Origin of the sequence: Micromonospora avicenniae, assembly GCF_900156065.1 — a bacterium.
Classification (GTDB): Bacteria; Actinomycetota; Actinomycetes; order Mycobacteriales; family Micromonosporaceae; genus Micromonospora; species Micromonospora avicenniae.
In genome coordinates this window covers 73,732-89,821 of the sequence record NZ_FTNF01000001.1, presented here as the reverse complement: position 1 = coordinate 89,821, position 16,090 = coordinate 73,732, and the positions used below count along the sequence as shown (strand labels likewise).

The following is a 16,090-nucleotide window of genomic DNA, read 5'->3' as shown; positions in this document are numbered from 1 at the left end:
GGCCGGATCCGTATCGATGCCAGCGGAGGCGACGGAACCGTGCATGGGACGATTCCGCGACGCTCAAGGTTCCCGCAACTCCGGTCTCCTTAGGGGGCACGCCCGCGAGGATCAGGGGCGGACCCGGGGCGCGGCAGGCCCCACGACGACCCGGTCCTGCCTACGCTGGACGGCGTGACACTGATCGCGACCGAGTCGCTGACCAAGAGGTACGGGGGTACGGTCACGGCGCTGGCCGACCTCACCGTCGCGGTCGAGCCGGGGATCATCGGGTTGGTCGGCGCGAACGGCGCGGGCAAGTCGACCCTGATCAAGATCCTGCTCGGCCTGCTGGCCCCGACCAGCGGACGGGTCCGGGTGCTCGGCCTGGACCCGACCACCGATTCGGCAGCCGTCCGTGCGCGGGTCGGATACATGCCGGAACACGACTCCCTCCCGCCCGACCTCACCGCCGCCGAACTGGTCACTCATCTCGGGCGGATCAGCGGTCTGCCGCGTACGGTCGCCCGCGAGCGGGCCTCCGAGGCACTGCGGCACGTCGGGCTCTACGAGGAGCGCTACCGCCCGGTCGGCGGCTACTCGACCGGCATGAAGCAGCGGGTAAAGCTCGCCCAGGCGCTGGTGCACGATCCCGACCTGCTGCTGCTCGACGAGCCGACCAACGGCCTCGACCCGGCCGGACGGGACGCGATGCTGGCCCTGGTGCACCGGATCGGCACCGAGTTCGGCATCTCCGTACTGGTCTGCTCGCACCTGCTCGGCGAGGTGGAACGGATCTGCGACACGCTGGTCGCCATCGACGGCGGACGGTTGCTACGGGCCGACCACATCTCGGCCATGACGACGAGCACCGACGTGCTCGCCGTGGAGGTCAGCGAGGGCACCGAAGATCTCGCCGCGCGGCTGACCGCGCTCCAGCTGCCGGTGACCCGGGACGGGCGGCTGCTGCTCGTGCCGCTCGCCGACGACGCCACCTACGACCTGATCCTCGGCGCGGTCGCCGAGCTGGACCTGCCGCTGCACCGGCTCGACCAGCGCCGGCACCGGGTGGCCGAGCTGTTCGCCACGAGGGAGCCCAGCCATGTCTGAGCCGACCGGCGTCATCCACGACATCGGCTACCAGCGCTACACCGGTCCACGGCTGGGCCGGCGGCACGTCTTCGGCGCGCTCTACCTGCACGGCCTGCGCACCGCGTTCGGGCTGGGCCGCAGCGCCAAGGCCAAGATCTTCCCTTGGCTGGTGATCGGCATCGTCACCCTGGTCGCCGCCGGCGTCACCGCGGTGCGCAGCCAGCTCGGCGAGGTGGTGATGACGTACGCCCAGTTCGCCGACAACATGAGCTGGCTGGTCATCTTCTTCGTCGCGGTGGTCGCCCCCGAGCTGGTCTCCCGCGATCTGCACAGCGGTGTGCTGCCGCTCTACTTCTCCCGCCCGCTGCCCCGCGGCGACTACGCCCTGGCCAAGCTGGCCGCGCTGGGCAGCGCGCTCTGGCTGCTGCTCGGAGCACCGCAGCTGGTGATGTTCCTGGGCGCCGCGTTCACCACCAAGGACGGGATGAGCGGTGTCTGGGACGAGTTGCTCGACCTGCTGCCCGGTCTGCTCTACGCCGCGCTCTGGGCGGTGGTCTTCGCCTCGGTCGGGCTGCTCATCGCCTCGCTCACGGGCAAGCGGGCCTTCGCGGCCGGCGGCGTCGTGGCCGTGTTCCTGATGACCGCCCCGATCGTCGGCATCCTGTCGATCATGCCGTCCCGCACGGTCAACGAGCTGGCGATGCTCGGCTCGCCCACCGCCCTGGTCCATGCCGTCGGCCAATACACCCTCGGTGACCTGCTGGTACCCGGCGGGCAGACCGGAAATCAGCTCGGCGGCTTCGGGCCGCTCTACGTGGCCGTTGCCGTGCTGCTGGTGGCCGCCTGCGTCGCCCTGCTGTTCGCGCGATACCGGAAGGTGGCCGCCCGATGACCACGATCAGCGCGGAGCCGGCCGCCCCGGCCACCCCCGCCTCCACCCTCAACCTGGACGGCGTCTCCCGGTGGTACGGCAACGTGGTCGCCGTCAACGACGTCTCCATGCGCCTCGGCCCCGGCGTCACCGGGCTGCTCGGCCCGAACGGCGCGGGCAAGACCACCCTGCTGCACATGATGGCCGGCTTCCTGGCCCCGTCACGCGGCACGGTCACCCTCGACAACGAGCCGACCTGGCGTAACCCCGCTGTCTACCGCCGGCTCGGTCTGGTCAGTGAGCGGGAGGCGGTGCACGCGTTCCTCACCGCGCACGAGTTCGTGCTGGCCAGCGCGAAGCTGCACCGGCTGCCGGATCCGGAGGAGGCGGCCCGCCGGGCCATCGCGCTGGTCGAGATGGAGGACGCGCAGGACCGCCGGATCGGCACGTACTCGAAGGGCATGCGGCAGCGGACCCGGGTGGCCGCGGCGCTGGTCCACGACCCGCAGGTGCTGCTGCTCGACGAACCGTTCAACGGGATGGACCCGCGGCAGCGGCTGCACATGATGGAGCTGCTGCACCGCCTCGGTGACGACGGCCGGACCATCCTGTTCAGCTCGCACATCCTGGAAGAGGTCGAGCAGGTCTCCGGCACCGTCCAGGTGATGGTCGCCGGCCGCCTCGCCGCCTCCGGCGACTTCCGCACGATCCGCCGGTTGATGACCAACCGGCCGCACGTCTTCGCGGTGCACTCCACCGACGACCGGGCGTTGGCCGTCGCGCTGATGGCCGAGCCCTCCGTCACCGGGGTCGAGCTGGGCCGCACCGGCCTGACCGTGCGGGCCGGCGACTACGGCGCCTTCACCCGGGCGCTGCCCCGGATCGCCCTGGCCAAGGGCATCCGGGTCCGGCAGCTGGTGCCCGAGGACGAATCCCTGGAGAGCGTGTTCTCCTACCTGGTGGAGGCCTGAGATGTCGACAGTTTCCTGGATCACCGCTCGGGGTCTCTTCGGCCGCCGCCGGTTCCTGATGCTCTTCCCGCTCCCCGTCGTCCTGGTGCTGCTCGCCGTGCTCTCCCGCTCGCTCGGGGTGGACCCGGGCCAGTGGGGACCGCCGGTGCTGGTCGGCCTCGGGCTGGCCGTGGTGCTGCCGGTGGTCGCGTTGATCGTCGGCACCGGTGTTCTCGGCGCGGAGATCGACGACGGGACCGTCGTGCACATCCTCACGAAGCCCCTTCCGCGCTGGCAGATCGTGCTGCCGAAGCTCGCGGTGGCGACCGGGGTCACCGCGGTCACCGTCGCCGTGCCGCTCTACGTCGCGGGCGTGCTGGCCCATTCGGTACGCCTCGGTCTGGCGCTCGCCCTGGCCGGCTGCCTCGGGGCGTTGGCGTACTCGGCACTGTTCCTGGCGCTCAGCCTGCTCACCCGGCGGCCGGTGCTGCTCGGCCTGGTCTACGTACTGATCTGGGAGGGGCTGCTCGGCAACTTCGTGAGCGGCACGAAGGTGCTGTCGATCCAGCAGTACGTGATCGCCCTCGCCGACCGGCTGGCGCCGACCAGCCTGCTGGAGACCAGTGTCTCGGTGCCGGTGGCGGCGGTGATGACCGCGCTGGTGAGCGTCGGCTTCACCGTCCTGGCGATCGACCGGCTGCGCTCGTTCAGCGTGGCGGGCGAAACCAGCTGACACCCACGGCTCGGCAAGTAGGGGCCCCTGTCGGCGCTTCGCGTACGGCAGGGGCCCCTGCTTGCCGGTCTGACGAAGGTAGGGCTGGCTGGATGGACCAGGCCCGACCGGTCGGCGAGGCTTGACCGGTGAGCGCAGAAGTGGGACAGGTCATGGCGGGGCGGCCGGGCACGGAGACCGGGCGGCACTGGCTGGTGAGCCTCGCGGTCGCCGGGCTGGCTGCGGCGGCGACCACCACGCTGGCCCGCAGCAGCGGGAGCTTCAACTGGTGGGCGGTTTTCGTGCTGATCCCCGGCGCGCTCATCGCGGCGTGCGGCGGGCCGCTGCTGGCCCGGGGCGGCGGGCGGGCGTTCGCCGGTTACGTGGTCTGCTGTGCCGGCGCGCTGGTCTTCGCCACCGGCGCGCTGCTCATGTTCGGCGTCATGGGACGCGGCTGGCCTGCAATGATCATGGTGCCGTGCCTGGCGGTCGCCGGCACCTACGTGTGGCGACCGGCGCATCCACTGGCCCGGGGTCTGCACCGAGCCGTGGCGTTGCTCGCGCTGACCGGGGCCCTGCTCGGCGCGACCTTCCAGCTGCTCCGCGTCCACCTCGTGGACTTCGGCGACGCCGGCTGGTGGGGCGCGTTCCTGATGCTGGCCGGGGTGATCGTGCTCGGCAACGCGGCCGAGTTGACCCGGCACCGGATGCCGTACCGGCTCCAGGCGATCACCCTGCTGGTCGGCCCGGCCGCAGTCGCCTTCCTCCTGGGCCTCCGCTTCCTCCGCACCTGGTAACCCCCACCCCCCACCCCCTCCTCGGGGAAGGCGCCTCTTTGACGGAGAGAGTGGCCTTCCGCGCGCGAAAGGCCACTCTCTCCGTCAAAGTGCGGGGAGGGGTCGTCAGAAGGCGGAGGCGATCACCAGCTCCGTCGTGCGGTCGGGGAGGAGGTCCAGCTTGGCGATGCGGCCGGCCGCCCGTAGGTCGTCGGCGACCAGGGTGAGTTTCTCCAGCAGAGCGGCCGGACCGAGCGCCTCGGCGATCGGCACCTCGGCCCGCATCGAGAGCTTCCGCTCGGACTTGGCCCGGCGCACCTGGCTGAGCGCCTCCCCGGCGATCCGCAGCAGCTCCGGATCCCCCTCACCCTCGATCGCCCGGCCCACCTCGTACATCGTCGGCCACGGCGCCCGGTGCACCGAGCCGTACCGCCACCACGACCAGACCTCCTCGGTGACGAACGGCAACACCGGGGCGAAGAGCCGCAACTGCACCGAGAGGGCGGTGGCCAGTGCCGCCCGGGCCGAGTCGGCCGCCGGCCCGGAGCCGTAGGCGCGCTCCTTGACCAGTTCGATGTAGTCGTCGCAGAAGCGCCAGAAGAACGACTCGGTGGCCAGCAGCGCGGCGGTGTGGTCGTACGCCTCGAGGGCGGTCGTCGCCGCCGTGACCACTCCGGAGAGTTCGGCGAGCATGGCGCGGTCCAGCGGCTCGGTGGCGGCGGCGCGCAGCGCGTCGCCGGCACCCAGTCCGAGGGCGAACTTCGACGCGTTGAGCACCTTGGTCGCCAGCCGTCGGCCGATCTTGATCTGGGCCGGGTCGAACGCCAGGTCCATGCCGGGCTTACCGCTGGCCGCCCAGTACCGCACCGCGTCGGAGCCGCTCTGTTCCAGCAGCGCCATCGGGGTCACCACGTTCCCCTTGGACTTCGACATCTTCTTCCGGTCCGGGTCGAGGATCCAGCCGGACAGCTCCGCGTCCCGCCACGGGAGCACACCGTGCTCCAGATGTGAGCGGACGATGGTGGAGAAGAGCCAGGTGCGGATGATGTCGTGCCCCTGCGGCCGCAGGTCCATCGGGAAGACCCGGTCGAACAGGTCCGGGTCGGTCTCCCAGCCGCCGATGATCTGCGGGCTGAGGGACGAGGTGGCCCAGGTGTCCAGCACGTCCGGGTCACCGACGAAACCGCCGGGCCGGCCGCGCTGGGACTCGTCGTATCCGGCCGGCGCGTCACTGGAAGGGTCAACAGGCAGCGCGGACTCGTCCGGCGTGAGAGGCTGGGACCGGTCCGGCTCGCCAGCGTCGTCGAGCCGGTACCACACCGGCACCGGCACCCCGAAGAAGCGCTGCCGGCTGACCAGCCAGTCGCCGGTCAGCCCGCCCACCCAGTGGTCGTAACGGTGCCGCATGTGCTCCGGCACCCAGTGCAGCTCCCGGCCCCGGGCGAGCAGTTCCTCGCGCAGTTGCGCGTCTCGTCCGCCGTTGCGCAGGTACCACTGCCGGGTGGAGACGATCTCCAGCGGCCGGTCGCCGCGCTCGTAGAACTTCACCGGGTGGGTGATGGCACGTGGCTCGCCGATCAGGTCACCCGCGTCGGCCAGCATCCCGACGATCTCGCGGCGGGCGCCGTTGACGGTCTGCCCGGCCAGCGCCGCGTACGGCTGTGCCGGCACGCCGGCCGGGGTTTCCGGCAGCAGCCGGCCGTCCCGCCCGATCACGACCCGGGTGTCGAGTCGCAGCTCGCGCCACCAGGTCACGTCGTTGAGGTCGCCGAACGTGCAGACCATCACCATGCCGGTGCCCTTGGCCGGGTCGGCGAGCGGGTGCGCGTGCACCGGCACCTCCACCCCGAACAGCGGGCTGCGCACGGTCGCGCCCACCAGGTCGGCGTACCGCTCGTCGTCGGGGTGGCAGACCAGGGCCACGCAGGCCGGCAGCAACTCCGGCCGGGTCGTGTCGATCAGCACCTCGCGCCCGCCCGGGCCGGTGAACCGCAGCCGGTGGAACGCGCCCGGCCGCTCCCGGTCCTCCAGCTCGGCCTGTGCCACCGCCGTGGCGAAGCCGACGTCCCAGAGCGTCGGCGCCTCCGCCTGGTACGCCTCGCCCCGCGCCAGGTTGCGCAGGAACGCCCGCTGGCTGGTGGCCCGCGCAATCCGACCGATCGTGGTGTACGTGTACGACCAGTCCACCGACAGGCCGAGCCGCCGCCACAGCGCCTCGAAGATTTGCTCGTCGGCGACGGTGAGCCGTTCGCAGAGCTCGATGAAGTTACGCCGGGATATCGGGGTCGGGTTCTTGCGGGCCTCGTCGGTCACCGGGGTGGCCGGCGGACGCCAGGCCGGGTCGTACGGCAGCTCGGGATCGCACCACACGCCGTAGACGTTCTGCACCCGGCGCTCGGTGGGCAGGCCGTTGTCGTCCCAGCCCATCGGGTAGAACACGGCCTTGCCGCGCATCCGCTGGAACCGGGCAACAGTGTCCGTGTGCGTGTACGAGAAGACGTGCCCCATGTGCAGCTCGCCCGATACGGTGGGCGGTGGCGTGTCGATGGAGTACACGTCGGACCGCTGCTTCGCCCGGTCGAACGCGTACGTGCCCTCCTCCTGCCAGCGACGCGCCCACGTCTCCTCGATGCCGTCCAGGGTCGGACGCTCGGGGACGCCGGTGCGCGCCCTACTCGCCGTATCAGTCATCCTGCGATCGTAGGCAGCCGCCAACGGCCGGACCACGCGGTTGACGCGTGACACGATGCAATTCGTGCCGACGCTTCCGCTGAGCCCCGACGAGTTGCTCACCACCACCCGTACGGTCCGTCGCCGGCTGGACCTGACCCGCCCGGTGCCCATGGAGCTGGTTCGTGAGTGCCTGGAGATCGCGTTGCAGGCGCCCAGCGGCTCCAACCGGCAGGGGTGGCACTTCGTGCTGGTCACCGATCCGATGCTGCGGGCCGAGATCGGCCTGCTCTACCAGCGGGCGGTGCGGGCGTACCTCGACTCGGAGTCCTCGGCGGACCGCCTCTTCGCGGACGACCCGGCCCGGGCGGCGGTGCAGCGCCGGGTGACCGAGAGCCTGGCCTGGCTCGGCGACCGCATGGGGCAGGTGCCGGTGCTGCTGGTGCCGTGCCTGCGGTTGCCCGGCGGCGGTGAGTTCGCCGCCGGCAACCAGGCCGGACTGTGGGGATCGTTGCTGCCGGCGGTGTGGAGCTACATGCTCGCGGCGCGGGCGCGCGGCCTCGGCACCGCCTGGACCACCCTGCATCTGGTGTACGAGGCGGAGGTGGCCGAGCTGCTCGGCCTTCCCGAGGAGGTACGCCAGGCGGCGCTGGTCCCGACCGCCTGGTACACCGGTGAAGGTTTCCGCCCGGCGATCCGGCAGCCGCTGGACGAGGTACTGCACGTCGACCGCTGGTGAACCCTCCCGGTCAGCGGAGAGAGTCCTGCCACTGCCGGCGCAGGGCGGCGTACCGGCCGCCCGCCTCGGCGAGCTGATCGGGCGGGCCGTCCTCGACGATCCGTCCGCCGTCGAGCACGAGCACCCGGTCGGCGATCTCCACGGTGGAGAGCCGGTGCGCGATGACCAGCGCCGTCCGGTCTCGCAGGATCGTGCCGAGAGCCCGCTGTACGAGCCGTTCCGTCGGCACGTCCAGTGACGAGGTCGCCTCGTCGAGCACCAGTACGGCCGGATCGGCCAGGAAGGCCCGGGCGAACGCGACCAGCTGCCGCTGCCCGGCGGAGAGCCGCCCGCCGCGCCGGTGCACCTGGGTGGCGTACCCGTCGGGCAGGGCGGCGATGAAGTCGTGCGCCCCGACCGCGCGCGCGGCCGTCCGCACGGCGTCGTCGTCGGCGTCCGGGCGGCCGAACCTGATGTTCTCCTCGACGGTGCCGGTGAACAGGTGGTTCTCCTGGGTCACCAGGACCACGGCCCGGCGCAGGTCGGCGTCGGCCACGTCGCGGAGGTCGACGCCGTCCAGGCTGACCGTGCCGGTGACCGGGTCGTAGAACCGGGCGACCAGCTTGGCGATCGTCGACTTGCCGGCGCCGGTCGGTCCGATCAGGGCGACGGTCTGCCCGGCCGGCACGGTCAGCTCCAGGTCGGTGAGGATGGCCGCGCCGGTGCGGTAGCCGAAGCAGACCGTACGGAACCTCAGCTCGCCGTGGCCGGGGCCGTGCGGCAGCGGGACCGGCGTGGCCGGTTCGGCGACGGTCGGCCGCTCGTCGAGCACGCCGGCGAGCTTCTCCAACGCCGCGGTGGCGGACTGCAACGAGTTGTAGAACTGGCTGAGTTCCTGCATCGGCTCGAAGAAACGCCGGAGGTAGAGCAGGAACGCGGCGAGCACCCCGATCTCGGTCCGCCCGCCGAGCACCCGCCAGCCGCCGTAGCAGAGCACCGCGGCCACGGTCACGTTGCCGATCACCTTGATGGCCGGTGAGTACGTGGCGATCAGCCGGAAGGTGCGCAGGCTCGACCGGCGGTACTCGTCACTGAGCGCGACGAAGATGCGCTGGTTGCGCGGCTCGCGCCGGTACGCCTGGACGGCACGGATGCCGTGCATCGACTCGATGAAGTGGACGATGACGAGGGCCACCGCCTCGCGGGTCCGCCGGTACGCCCCGGCCGAGGCCCGCGCGAACCAGCGGGACAGCCAGAACAGGAACGGGAAGGCGAGCAGGGTCACGGCGGCCAGCGGAAGGTCGAGCCAGAGCAGGATGGCGGCCACGGAGACGATGGAGAGCACGGCGAGCACGAGGCTGTCGATGCCACCGTCGGCCAGCTCGGCGATCGAGTCCAGGTCGCTGGTGAGCCGGGAGACCATCCGGCCGGACGTGTACCGCTCGTGGAAGGCCACCGACAGGCGCAGGAAGTGCGCGTACACCCGTTGGCGGAGGTCGAGCAGGACGGCCTGGCCGATCCGCGCCGAGAGGGTGAGGAAGCCGCGGCGGGCCGCGTACTCGGTCAGCGCCGCCGCCCCGAACGCGCCGGCCACGGCGACCAGCGGCCGGGGGTCGCCCGCCCGCAGGGGCGCGATGCCCTGGTCGATACCGAGCATGACGAGGTACGGCCCGGCCATCGCGGCGCCGTTCTGGGCGAGCAGCAGCGCCACCGCCGCGGCGAGGCGGCCCCGGTGCGGGCGTAGCAGGTCCGCCAGGAGCACACGACTTTGTACGCGTAGCCGGGCGAGCGCCTCCGGCGTGTTCTCCTCGGCGCGGCTGCGGTCGGCGTCCGGATCAGTGGCCTGCCCGCGCCACCGGGACAGTTCGGTGTCATCGCTGCCGGCCGGTGCCGCCCCCGCCGCCTCGGTTGGCGCGTCAGCGCCGGGCGCTGGGGAGTCCCGCGTACCGGGTGGCGGGGCCGCCGGCGCGGGCGGACGGCGGGCCCGCAGCCGCCACCGGCCACCCCGGCCGGCCACTTTGATCGTCACGACCGCACCAACCCGCTCCCGTCGGGCGTACCACCGGAGAATGGCGCGTTCCTCCCGGGTGGTGCGTCCGCGGTCGGCGGTTTCCCGGCGTCCGCCACAGTTCCGGCGGGCTGCGCGGTGTCCGGGGGTTCGGCGGAGAGCAGGGTGCGGTATGCCGGGACGGTGGCGAGCAGTTCCGAGTGCCGGCCGACCGCGGTGACGCGGCCGTCCTCGATGAGCGCCACCCGGTCGGCCAGCGCGATGGTCGACGGCCGGTGTACGACGAGCAGCGCGGTGCAGTCGCGCAGCACCCGTTTCAAGGCCGCCTCCACCAGCGCCTCGGTCTGTACGTCGAGTGCCGAGAGCGGGTCGTCGAGGACGAGCAGTGCGGGGTGGCCCAGCACCGCGCGGGCCAGCGCCAGCCGCTGCCGCTGCCCGCCGGAGAGGGAGAACCCCTGCTCCCCGATCCGGGTGCCGAGCCCCCACGGCAGGTCGTCCGCGAAGTCGGCCTGGGCGAGCGCGAGCGCCGCCCGGATCTCCTCCTCACCGGCGTCGGGGCGGCCCAGGGTGAGGTTCTCCCGGACCGACATGGAGAAGAGGATGGGCTCCTCGAACGCCACCCCGACGAGCCGGCGCAGCGAGTCGAGCCGCAACTCCCGCAGGTCGTGCCCGTCCAGGGTGATCCGGCCGCCGGTCACGTCGTGCAGCCGCGGCACCAGCGAGAGCAGTGTGCTCTTGCCGCAGCCGGTCGCACCGACCAGGGCGAGCGTCTCGCCCGGCTCGACGGTCAGGTCGACGTCCCGCAGCAGCGGCGCCGACGCGCCCGGGTAGGCGAACGACACGTGCTCGAAGCTCAGCCGACCGCGTACGGCCGAGCGGGGCAGCGCGATGGCGCCGGGCGAGTCGACGATCCGTGGGGGAGTGTCGAGCACCTCCTGGACCCGGTCCGCGGCGGTCGCCGCCTCCTGACCGTTCGCGATGATCCAGCCCAGTGACTGCACCGGCCAGATGAGCATGAGCTGGAGGCTCACGAACGCGACCAGCTCGCCGATCGTCAGTACGCCTCGGGCGGCGGCGGCCGCCCCGGCGGCCAGCACCACGCCCAGGGTCAGGTTCGGCACCAGGTCGAGCAGGGCCGAGGTGCGGGCCAGCAGCCGACCCTTGCCGACCCCGGTGTCGTGCAGGGTGCGGGCGGCGACGCCGAAGCGGGCGGCCAGTTGCGGACCCCGCCCGTACGCCCGCATGGTGCGCAGACCCTGCGCGGTCTCCTCGACCAGGGTGGCCACGTCGCCCTGCTGGTCCTGCATGCGCCGGGACGCGGCATGGTACTGCCGGGCGAACCGGCGGGTGATCAGGAACAGCGGCACCGCGCTGGCGGCCACCAGCAGCCCCAACGCCGGGTGCAGGCGGATCAGCAGCACCACCACGACCGCGTAGGTCAACACGTTGAGCACGAGGAACAGCAGGCCGAAGGAGAGGAACCGCCGGATCACCGACAGGTCGCTGGTGATCCGGGAGAGCAACTGGCCGGACTGCCACCGGTCGTGGAAGCTCGCCGGCAGCCGTTGCAGGTGGGCGTAGAGGTCGGCCCGCAGCGCCGCCTCCATGCCGACGGCGGAGGAGGACTGCACCCAGCGGCGGATGAAGATGAGCGCCGCCTCGGCCAGTCCCAGCAGCAGCGCGAGAGCGCCGAGCTGGAGCAGACCGACCGGGTCCCGCCGGGCCACCGGCCCGTCCACGACCCGCTGCACCACGAGCGGTACGGCGATGCCCGCCCCGGTTGCGGCCAACGCCGCGGGCAGCACCCAGGCGAACTCGGTCGCGTACGGGCGCAGGTAGCGGCGCAGCCGCCAGAGGTTGTGCACCGGGTGGGGGCCCGCGGCGACCCGGGCGGACGGGTCGCCGTCGCTCTCCGCAGGCACTACCCGACGGTAGCGTCAACCGCGCTCCGCGCCGGTGTCAGCTTGCCGTCAACCGCCGCTCATGACCGAGAAGCCACTTCTTCACGTCGAGCCCCCAGCGGTAGCCGCCGAGGGTCCCGTCGGTACGCAGCACCCGGTGGCAGGGCACGAACAGCGCGGCCGCGTTGCGGGCGCAGGCCGCCGCGGCGGCCCGTACGGCCAGCGGTCGTCCGGCGAGCCCGGCGAATCCGGTGTACGTCACCGGCTCGCCCGGCTTCACGTCACGCAGCACCTGCCAGGCGTGCGTCAGGAACTCGCCGCCGGTGCGCTGCTCGACGGGTACCGCGTCGATAGCGGTCAGGTCACCGTCGAGATAGGAACGGACGGCCGTGGTCACCGGGCCGAGGTCGGTCCGGTGCCGGAGCGGTGCCCGTAGCGCCGGGTGGACGAGTGGCAGCAGGGCCTCGGGGGCGTCGGTGAAACCGGCCGCCCGAACCGCCCCGTCGGTGCCGGCCAGGATGCTCAGCGGGCCGGCCGGGGTGGCCAGCACGGCACTGTCTACAGTGTTCATACGGTTCTCCAGAGTCTGATCACCGCGTAGGACCGCCAGGGTCGCCAGCGGTCCGCGTACGCGGCCAGGGTCTTCGGGTCGTCGGGCAGGCCGCGCGCGGCCGCGCCGCGCCGAACGGCCAGGTCGGTGGGGAGCAGGACGTCGGGGTCGCCGAGCGCGCGCATCGCGACGTATCCGGCGGTCCAGGGGCCGACTCCGGGCAGCGCCATCAGCCGCCGGACGGTCTCCTCCCGGTCCCCGCCGGGCGCGAGTTCGAGCTCGCCCTCGGCCACCGCCCGGGCCAGCCCCCGGATCGTCTCCCGCCGCCCCGCCGGCATCCGGAACGCCGAGTCCGGCAACCCCGCGATCTGCTCCGCGCCCGGAAACCCCCGCAACCCCCGCTCCAGGTCGCCGAGCGCGCCGTGATCATGAGGTTGGCGGGCGTTACGGAGATCCACAAGGCCGTCAACCTCATGATCAACGGGGTTGGCCTCGGCGGCGGCGTGGGCCAGGAGGCGGGCCAGGGTCGTACGGGCGGCGGACACCGAGACCTGCTGACCGACGATCGCGCGTACCGCCATCTCGAAGCCGTCCACCGAGCGGGGCAGCCGGATGCCCGGCTCGGCCGCGACGGCGGCGGCGAACGCGGGGTCCGCGCCGAGCGTGCCGTCCACGGCCTCCGGGTCCGCGTCCAGGTCGAGCAGGCGGCGGCAGCGGGCCACCGCCGGGGACAGGTCACGCATGTCGGTCAGGCGTAGCACCGCCGACACGTAACCGTCCGCCGGCGTCAGCGCCACCTCGCCCGAGCCGTGCGGCAACCGCAGCCCCCGGTGGTACGTCCCGTCCCGGACCTCTTCGACCCCCGGCAGCGCACGCAGCGCGAGGAAGTCCAGCAACGCGGTGGCGTGCAGCGGCGGGCGGTACGCGAGCCGGAGCGCGATCGTCCCCGCGCCGCCCGCGACGCGCCGCTGGCCGCGGGACCGGCGCAGCTCCGTCGGTGCTACGCCGTAGACCTCCCGGACGGTGTCGTTGAACTGCCGTACGCTGCCGAACCCCGCCGCGAACGCGACCTCGGCCATGCCGAGCCCGGTCGTCTCGATCAGGATCCGGGCGGTCTGCGCCCGCTGCGCCCGGGCCAGCGCGAGCGGCCCCGCCCCGACCTCGGCGTGCAGCATCCGGTGCAGGTGCCGTTCGGTGTAACCGAGCCGCGTGGCCAGCCCCGGCACACCCTCCCGGTCGACCACGCCGTCCGCGATCAGCCGCATGGCCCGGCCGACCACGTCGGCGCGGACGTCCCACTGGGGTGAGCCGGGCGCGGCGTCGGGCCGGCAGCGGCGGCAGGCGCGCAGTCCCGCACCCTGCGCCGCCGCCGCGGACGGGAAGAACCGGACGTTCTGCCGCTTCGGCGTGGTGGCCGGGCAGGACGGCCGGCAGTAAATCCCGGTCGACGTCACGCCGGTGTAGAACCAGCCGTCGAACCGCTGGTCACGGCTGTCGACCGCCCGGTAGCACCGCTCGAAGTCCAACTCCACGCACCGATGATGCCCCCACCGGCGCGGCGTCGGCTGGCGGGAATCGGACGTGGCCGTACCGCCCGATCAGCCACCGTGCCGCCCGGGTCCGTCGTCAGCGCCTGCGGTCGCCCGTACGGTCCCGCCGAGCGTCCAACAGTGCGGGGCGGAACACGGCGTCCGGGTCGTACCGCTGCCACAGTTCCGCCACCCGCCGGCCGGTCTCGCCGGGGTAGATCCGGTCGAACGCCGCCCGGTCCGGCCGGCTCTCGAAGTTGACGTACGCGCCGTCGGAGCGCGCCGCGACTCCACGCCAGGCGGCGTCCAGAGCGGGTCCGTCCAGCGGCGGGAAGACCGAGCCGACGGCCAGGGTGTCCTGGTGCCGGTGTGGGTACGCCGTCGCCGTCGGGGCGACATCGTTGACCGCGCCGCCCACCGATCGCAACTGCACCAGCGTCCGCTCCGGGCCGGCCGCCGCCCGCATGATCGCCCGGGCGGCGGTGTCGTCCATGGTGAGCAGGCTGTTGGTGGTCAGGCTCGGCTGTTGTCCGACGTTCGCATGCAGGTGACTGGTCGGCACCAGGGCCGGGTAGGGCACGAGATCGGTGCGTTGCTCCAGCAGTCGGCCGATGGCGAGCAGCGGTTCGATGAGCGGGCGCGCCCGGCGCATGCTCTCGGCGGCCACCACCGCGGTGATCTGCATGACGATGGAACGGCCGTACGGGAAGAGCACGGCGGCACTGCTCAACTCCCGGGGAGCCTGCGCCAGGTGCTCCGCCCACTGCCGTACCGGGGCGCCGTCCGGGGTGGCCTCGACGGCGAGCTGCGCCAGCCCGACGTTACGGATCTCCTCGGCCTCGATCTCGAACGCCACCACGACCCCGACGCCCGCCCCGGCGCCGCGAACGACCCAGAACAGTTCGGGCTCGTGCTCGGCGTCCGCGCGGATCAGCGTCCCGTCCGCGAGCACCACCTCCACCGCCCTGACCCGGTCGATGGTCAGCCCGAACCGGCGGACCAGCCAGCCGACGCCGCCGCCGGTGGCGAGCCCGCCCACGCCCACGTTGCCGTGGTCGCCAGAGCTGATCGCCAGGCCGTACGGGGCCAGTGTCTTCGCCACCACCGCCCAGCGCGCGCCCGCCTCGACCCGGACCAGCCGGGACCGTTCGTCGAGCACGTCGACCCGGTTCAGGGCGGAGAGGTCGATCACCAAGCCGCCGTCGTTGAACGAGGTGCCGGCGAGGCCGTGTCCGCCGCTGCGTACCGCGACGGCCAGTCCCCGTTCCCGGGCGTACCGGACGGCGTCGACCACCTGCCGTGCGGTCTGCGGCAGCAGCACCTCGGCCGGGGAGTGCCGGGTGGTGTACGTCGAGCGCAACGTCGCGTACCGGCGGTCGCCGGGTGTGACGAGCCTGCCGCTCAGTGACTCGGGAAGGGCAATCATCGCTGCTCCCTGATCTCGCGTACCTGCTCACGGACGGCCGGGACCACCCGGTCGGCGAACGCACGCAGTTGCGAGCGCGGCGACGTGGTCGGCCAGAAGATGAACGTGTCGAAGCCGAGGTCGACCGCCCACCGGGTCAGGGTGTCGACCCAGAGTTGGGCGTCGCCGACGAGGCCGGTGCCGCCGCCGTTCGGGCCGATCGCGCCGATGACGTTGTAGATGCGGCGGATCTCGGTCGGGGCGCGGCCGGCGGCGCGGGCGGCGTCATCGATGATCTGCTGCCGGGCCGGCACTTCGGCGGGCGGCACGTAGATGTTGAGCGGCGAGATCCAGCCATCGGCGTACCGGCCGGCGACCTTCAGCATGCGGGGCCGCTGACCGCCGAGCCAGAGCGGCACGGGCGTGGGTGGCACCGGTCCGGCCCGGTACCCCTCGACCGTGTGCTGCTCGCCGAGGTACTGGACGGCGTCCCCGGCCAACGCCCGGCGCATGATCTGCAGCCCTTCCGCGATGTACGTGATCGTCTCCGCGCCGCTGCGCCGGGGGCCGCCCATTGCCGCGACGGCGTCCGAGCTGGGGCCGCCGCCGATGCCGAGGACGACTCGGCCGCCGGTGAGCACGCTCAGCGACGCGCCGGCCTTGGCGAGCATGGTCGGTGGGCGCAGTTGCAGGTCGGCCACGTCGGTGAGGAACGAGATCCGATCGGTCTCGGCGGCGAGGTGGCTGATCAGTGTCCAGGTGTCGAGGTGTCCAGGCTGGTAGGCGTGGTCCTGTACGGCCAGGTACGCCAAGCCGCTCGCCGCGGCGGCGCGGGCCAGATGTCGCGTTTCGGGAAGTTTCTCGCTTGACGGGTCGAGGCTCAGGCCGAAGGTGATCGCTTGGCGGTAGTCGGTCATGGAACCAAGCGT

Annotated in this window: 13 protein-coding genes; 6 read left to right on the top strand and 7 right to left on the bottom strand. The window is 72.8% G+C overall.

Annotated elements, in window-relative coordinates; translation table 11 throughout:
- The first annotated feature begins 174 nt into the window (after positions 1–174).
- From BXA10_RS00410 to BXA10_RS00390, 5 genes are all read left to right on the top strand, one after another.
- Positions 175–1,089, top strand: a complete 915-nt coding sequence (locus BXA10_RS00410; protein ID WP_076466549.1) for an ABC transporter ATP-binding protein — start codon at positions 175–177, stop codon at positions 1,087–1,089.
- Positions 1,082–1,963 carry an ABC transporter permease gene (locus tag BXA10_RS00405; protein WP_076466548.1) on the top strand — a complete coding sequence of 294 codons (882 nt, stop codon included), beginning with the start codon at positions 1,082–1,084 and terminating at the stop codon, positions 1,961–1,963. Before BXA10_RS00410 ends, BXA10_RS00405 begins: the two co-directional genes overlap by 8 nt.
- Positions 1,960–2,913 carry an ABC transporter ATP-binding protein gene (locus BXA10_RS00400; protein WP_076466547.1) on the top strand — a complete coding sequence of 318 codons (954 nt, stop codon included), beginning with the start codon at positions 1,960–1,962 and terminating at the stop codon, positions 2,911–2,913. Before BXA10_RS00405 ends, BXA10_RS00400 begins: the two co-directional genes overlap by 4 nt.
- A 1-nt stretch (position 2,914) precedes the next feature.
- The gene (locus BXA10_RS00395; RefSeq protein WP_076466546.1) at positions 2,915–3,625 is read left to right on the top strand and encodes an ABC transporter permease; all 711 of its coding nucleotides are present in this window, start codon (positions 2,915–2,917) and stop codon (positions 3,623–3,625) included.
- A gap of 128 nt (positions 3,626–3,753) precedes the next feature.
- Positions 3,754–4,401, top strand: a complete 648-nt coding sequence (locus BXA10_RS00390; protein WP_245828078.1) for a hypothetical protein — start codon at positions 3,754–3,756, stop codon at positions 4,399–4,401.
- Positions 4,402–4,506: 105 nt separating this feature from the next.
- Here the strand turns inward: BXA10_RS00390 and valS are convergent, their stop codons facing one another.
- Positions 4,507–7,071 carry a valine--tRNA ligase gene (gene valS, locus BXA10_RS00385; protein WP_076467274.1) on the bottom strand — a complete coding sequence of 855 codons (2,565 nt, stop codon included), beginning with the start codon at positions 7,069–7,071 and terminating at the stop codon, positions 4,507–4,509.
- A gap of 55 nt (positions 7,072–7,126) precedes the next feature.
- Here valS and BXA10_RS00380 point away from each other — a divergent pair, with 55 nt between their 5' ends.
- A complete protein-coding gene (locus BXA10_RS00380; protein WP_076466544.1) occupies positions 7,127–7,789 on the top strand; it encodes a nitroreductase family protein in 663 nt (220 codons plus the stop codon).
- Positions 7,790–7,799: 10 nt separating this feature from the next.
- Here the strand turns inward: BXA10_RS00380 and BXA10_RS00375 are convergent, their stop codons facing one another.
- From BXA10_RS00375 to BXA10_RS00350, 6 genes are all read right to left on the bottom strand, one after another.
- Positions 7,800–9,632 (bottom strand): ABC transporter ATP-binding protein, encoded by a 1,833-nt coding sequence (locus BXA10_RS00375; RefSeq protein ID WP_076467272.1) that lies wholly within the window; start codon positions 9,630–9,632, stop codon positions 7,800–7,802.
- Positions 9,633–9,793: 161 nt separating this feature from the next.
- On the bottom strand, positions 9,794–11,698 hold the full coding sequence (locus tag BXA10_RS00370; protein WP_076466543.1) for an ABC transporter ATP-binding protein: 1,905 nt from the start codon (positions 11,696–11,698) through the stop codon (positions 9,794–9,796).
- A gap of 37 nt (positions 11,699–11,735) precedes the next feature.
- Positions 11,736–12,248 (bottom strand): methylated-DNA--[protein]-cysteine S-methyltransferase, encoded by a 513-nt coding sequence (locus BXA10_RS00365; protein ID WP_076466542.1) that lies wholly within the window; start codon positions 12,246–12,248, stop codon positions 11,736–11,738.
- The gene (locus BXA10_RS00360; RefSeq protein ID WP_076466541.1) at positions 12,245–13,759 is read right to left on the bottom strand and encodes a DNA-3-methyladenine glycosylase 2 family protein; all 1,515 of its coding nucleotides are present in this window, start codon (positions 13,757–13,759) and stop codon (positions 12,245–12,247) included. Before BXA10_RS00360 ends, BXA10_RS00365 begins: the two co-directional genes overlap by 4 nt.
- Before the next feature lie 94 nt (positions 13,760–13,853).
- Positions 13,854–15,182, bottom strand: coding sequence for an FAD-binding oxidoreductase (locus BXA10_RS00355; RefSeq protein ID WP_076466540.1), 1,329 nt, complete (start codon positions 15,180–15,182; stop codon positions 13,854–13,856).
- Positions 15,179–16,078, bottom strand: coding sequence for an LLM class flavin-dependent oxidoreductase (locus BXA10_RS00350; RefSeq protein ID WP_076466539.1), 900 nt, complete (start codon positions 16,076–16,078; stop codon positions 15,179–15,181). Before BXA10_RS00350 ends, BXA10_RS00355 begins: the two co-directional genes overlap by 4 nt.
- Positions 16,079–16,090: the final 12 nt, after the last annotated feature.

Excerpts from the sequence above, each read along its gene's own strand:
- BXA10_RS00405 (WP_076466548.1), top strand. The coding sequence starts at position 1,082 with ATGTCTGAGCCGACCGGCGTCATCCACGACATCGGCTACCAGCGCTAC.
- BXA10_RS00400 (WP_076466547.1), top strand. The coding sequence starts at position 1,960 with ATGACCACGATCAGCGCGGAGCCGGCCGCCCCGGCCACCCCCGCCTCC.
- BXA10_RS00395 (WP_076466546.1), top strand. The coding sequence starts at position 2,915 with ATGTCGACAGTTTCCTGGATCACCGCTCGGGGTCTCTTCGGCCGCCGC.
- valS (WP_076467274.1), bottom strand. The coding sequence starts at position 7,071 with ATGACTGATACGGCGAGTAGGGCGCGCACCGGCGTCCCCGAGCGTCCG.
- BXA10_RS00380 (WP_076466544.1), top strand. The coding sequence starts at position 7,127 with ATGCAATTCGTGCCGACGCTTCCGCTGAGCCCCGACGAGTTGCTCACC.
- BXA10_RS00365 (WP_076466542.1), bottom strand. The coding sequence starts at position 12,248 with ATGAACACTGTAGACAGTGCCGTGCTGGCCACCCCGGCCGGCCCGCTG.
- BXA10_RS00355 (WP_076466540.1), bottom strand. The coding sequence starts at position 15,182 with ATGATTGCCCTTCCCGAGTCACTGAGCGGCAGGCTCGTCACACCCGGC.
- BXA10_RS00350 (WP_076466539.1), bottom strand. The coding sequence starts at position 16,078 with ATGACCGACTACCGCCAAGCGATCACCTTCGGCCTGAGCCTCGACCCG.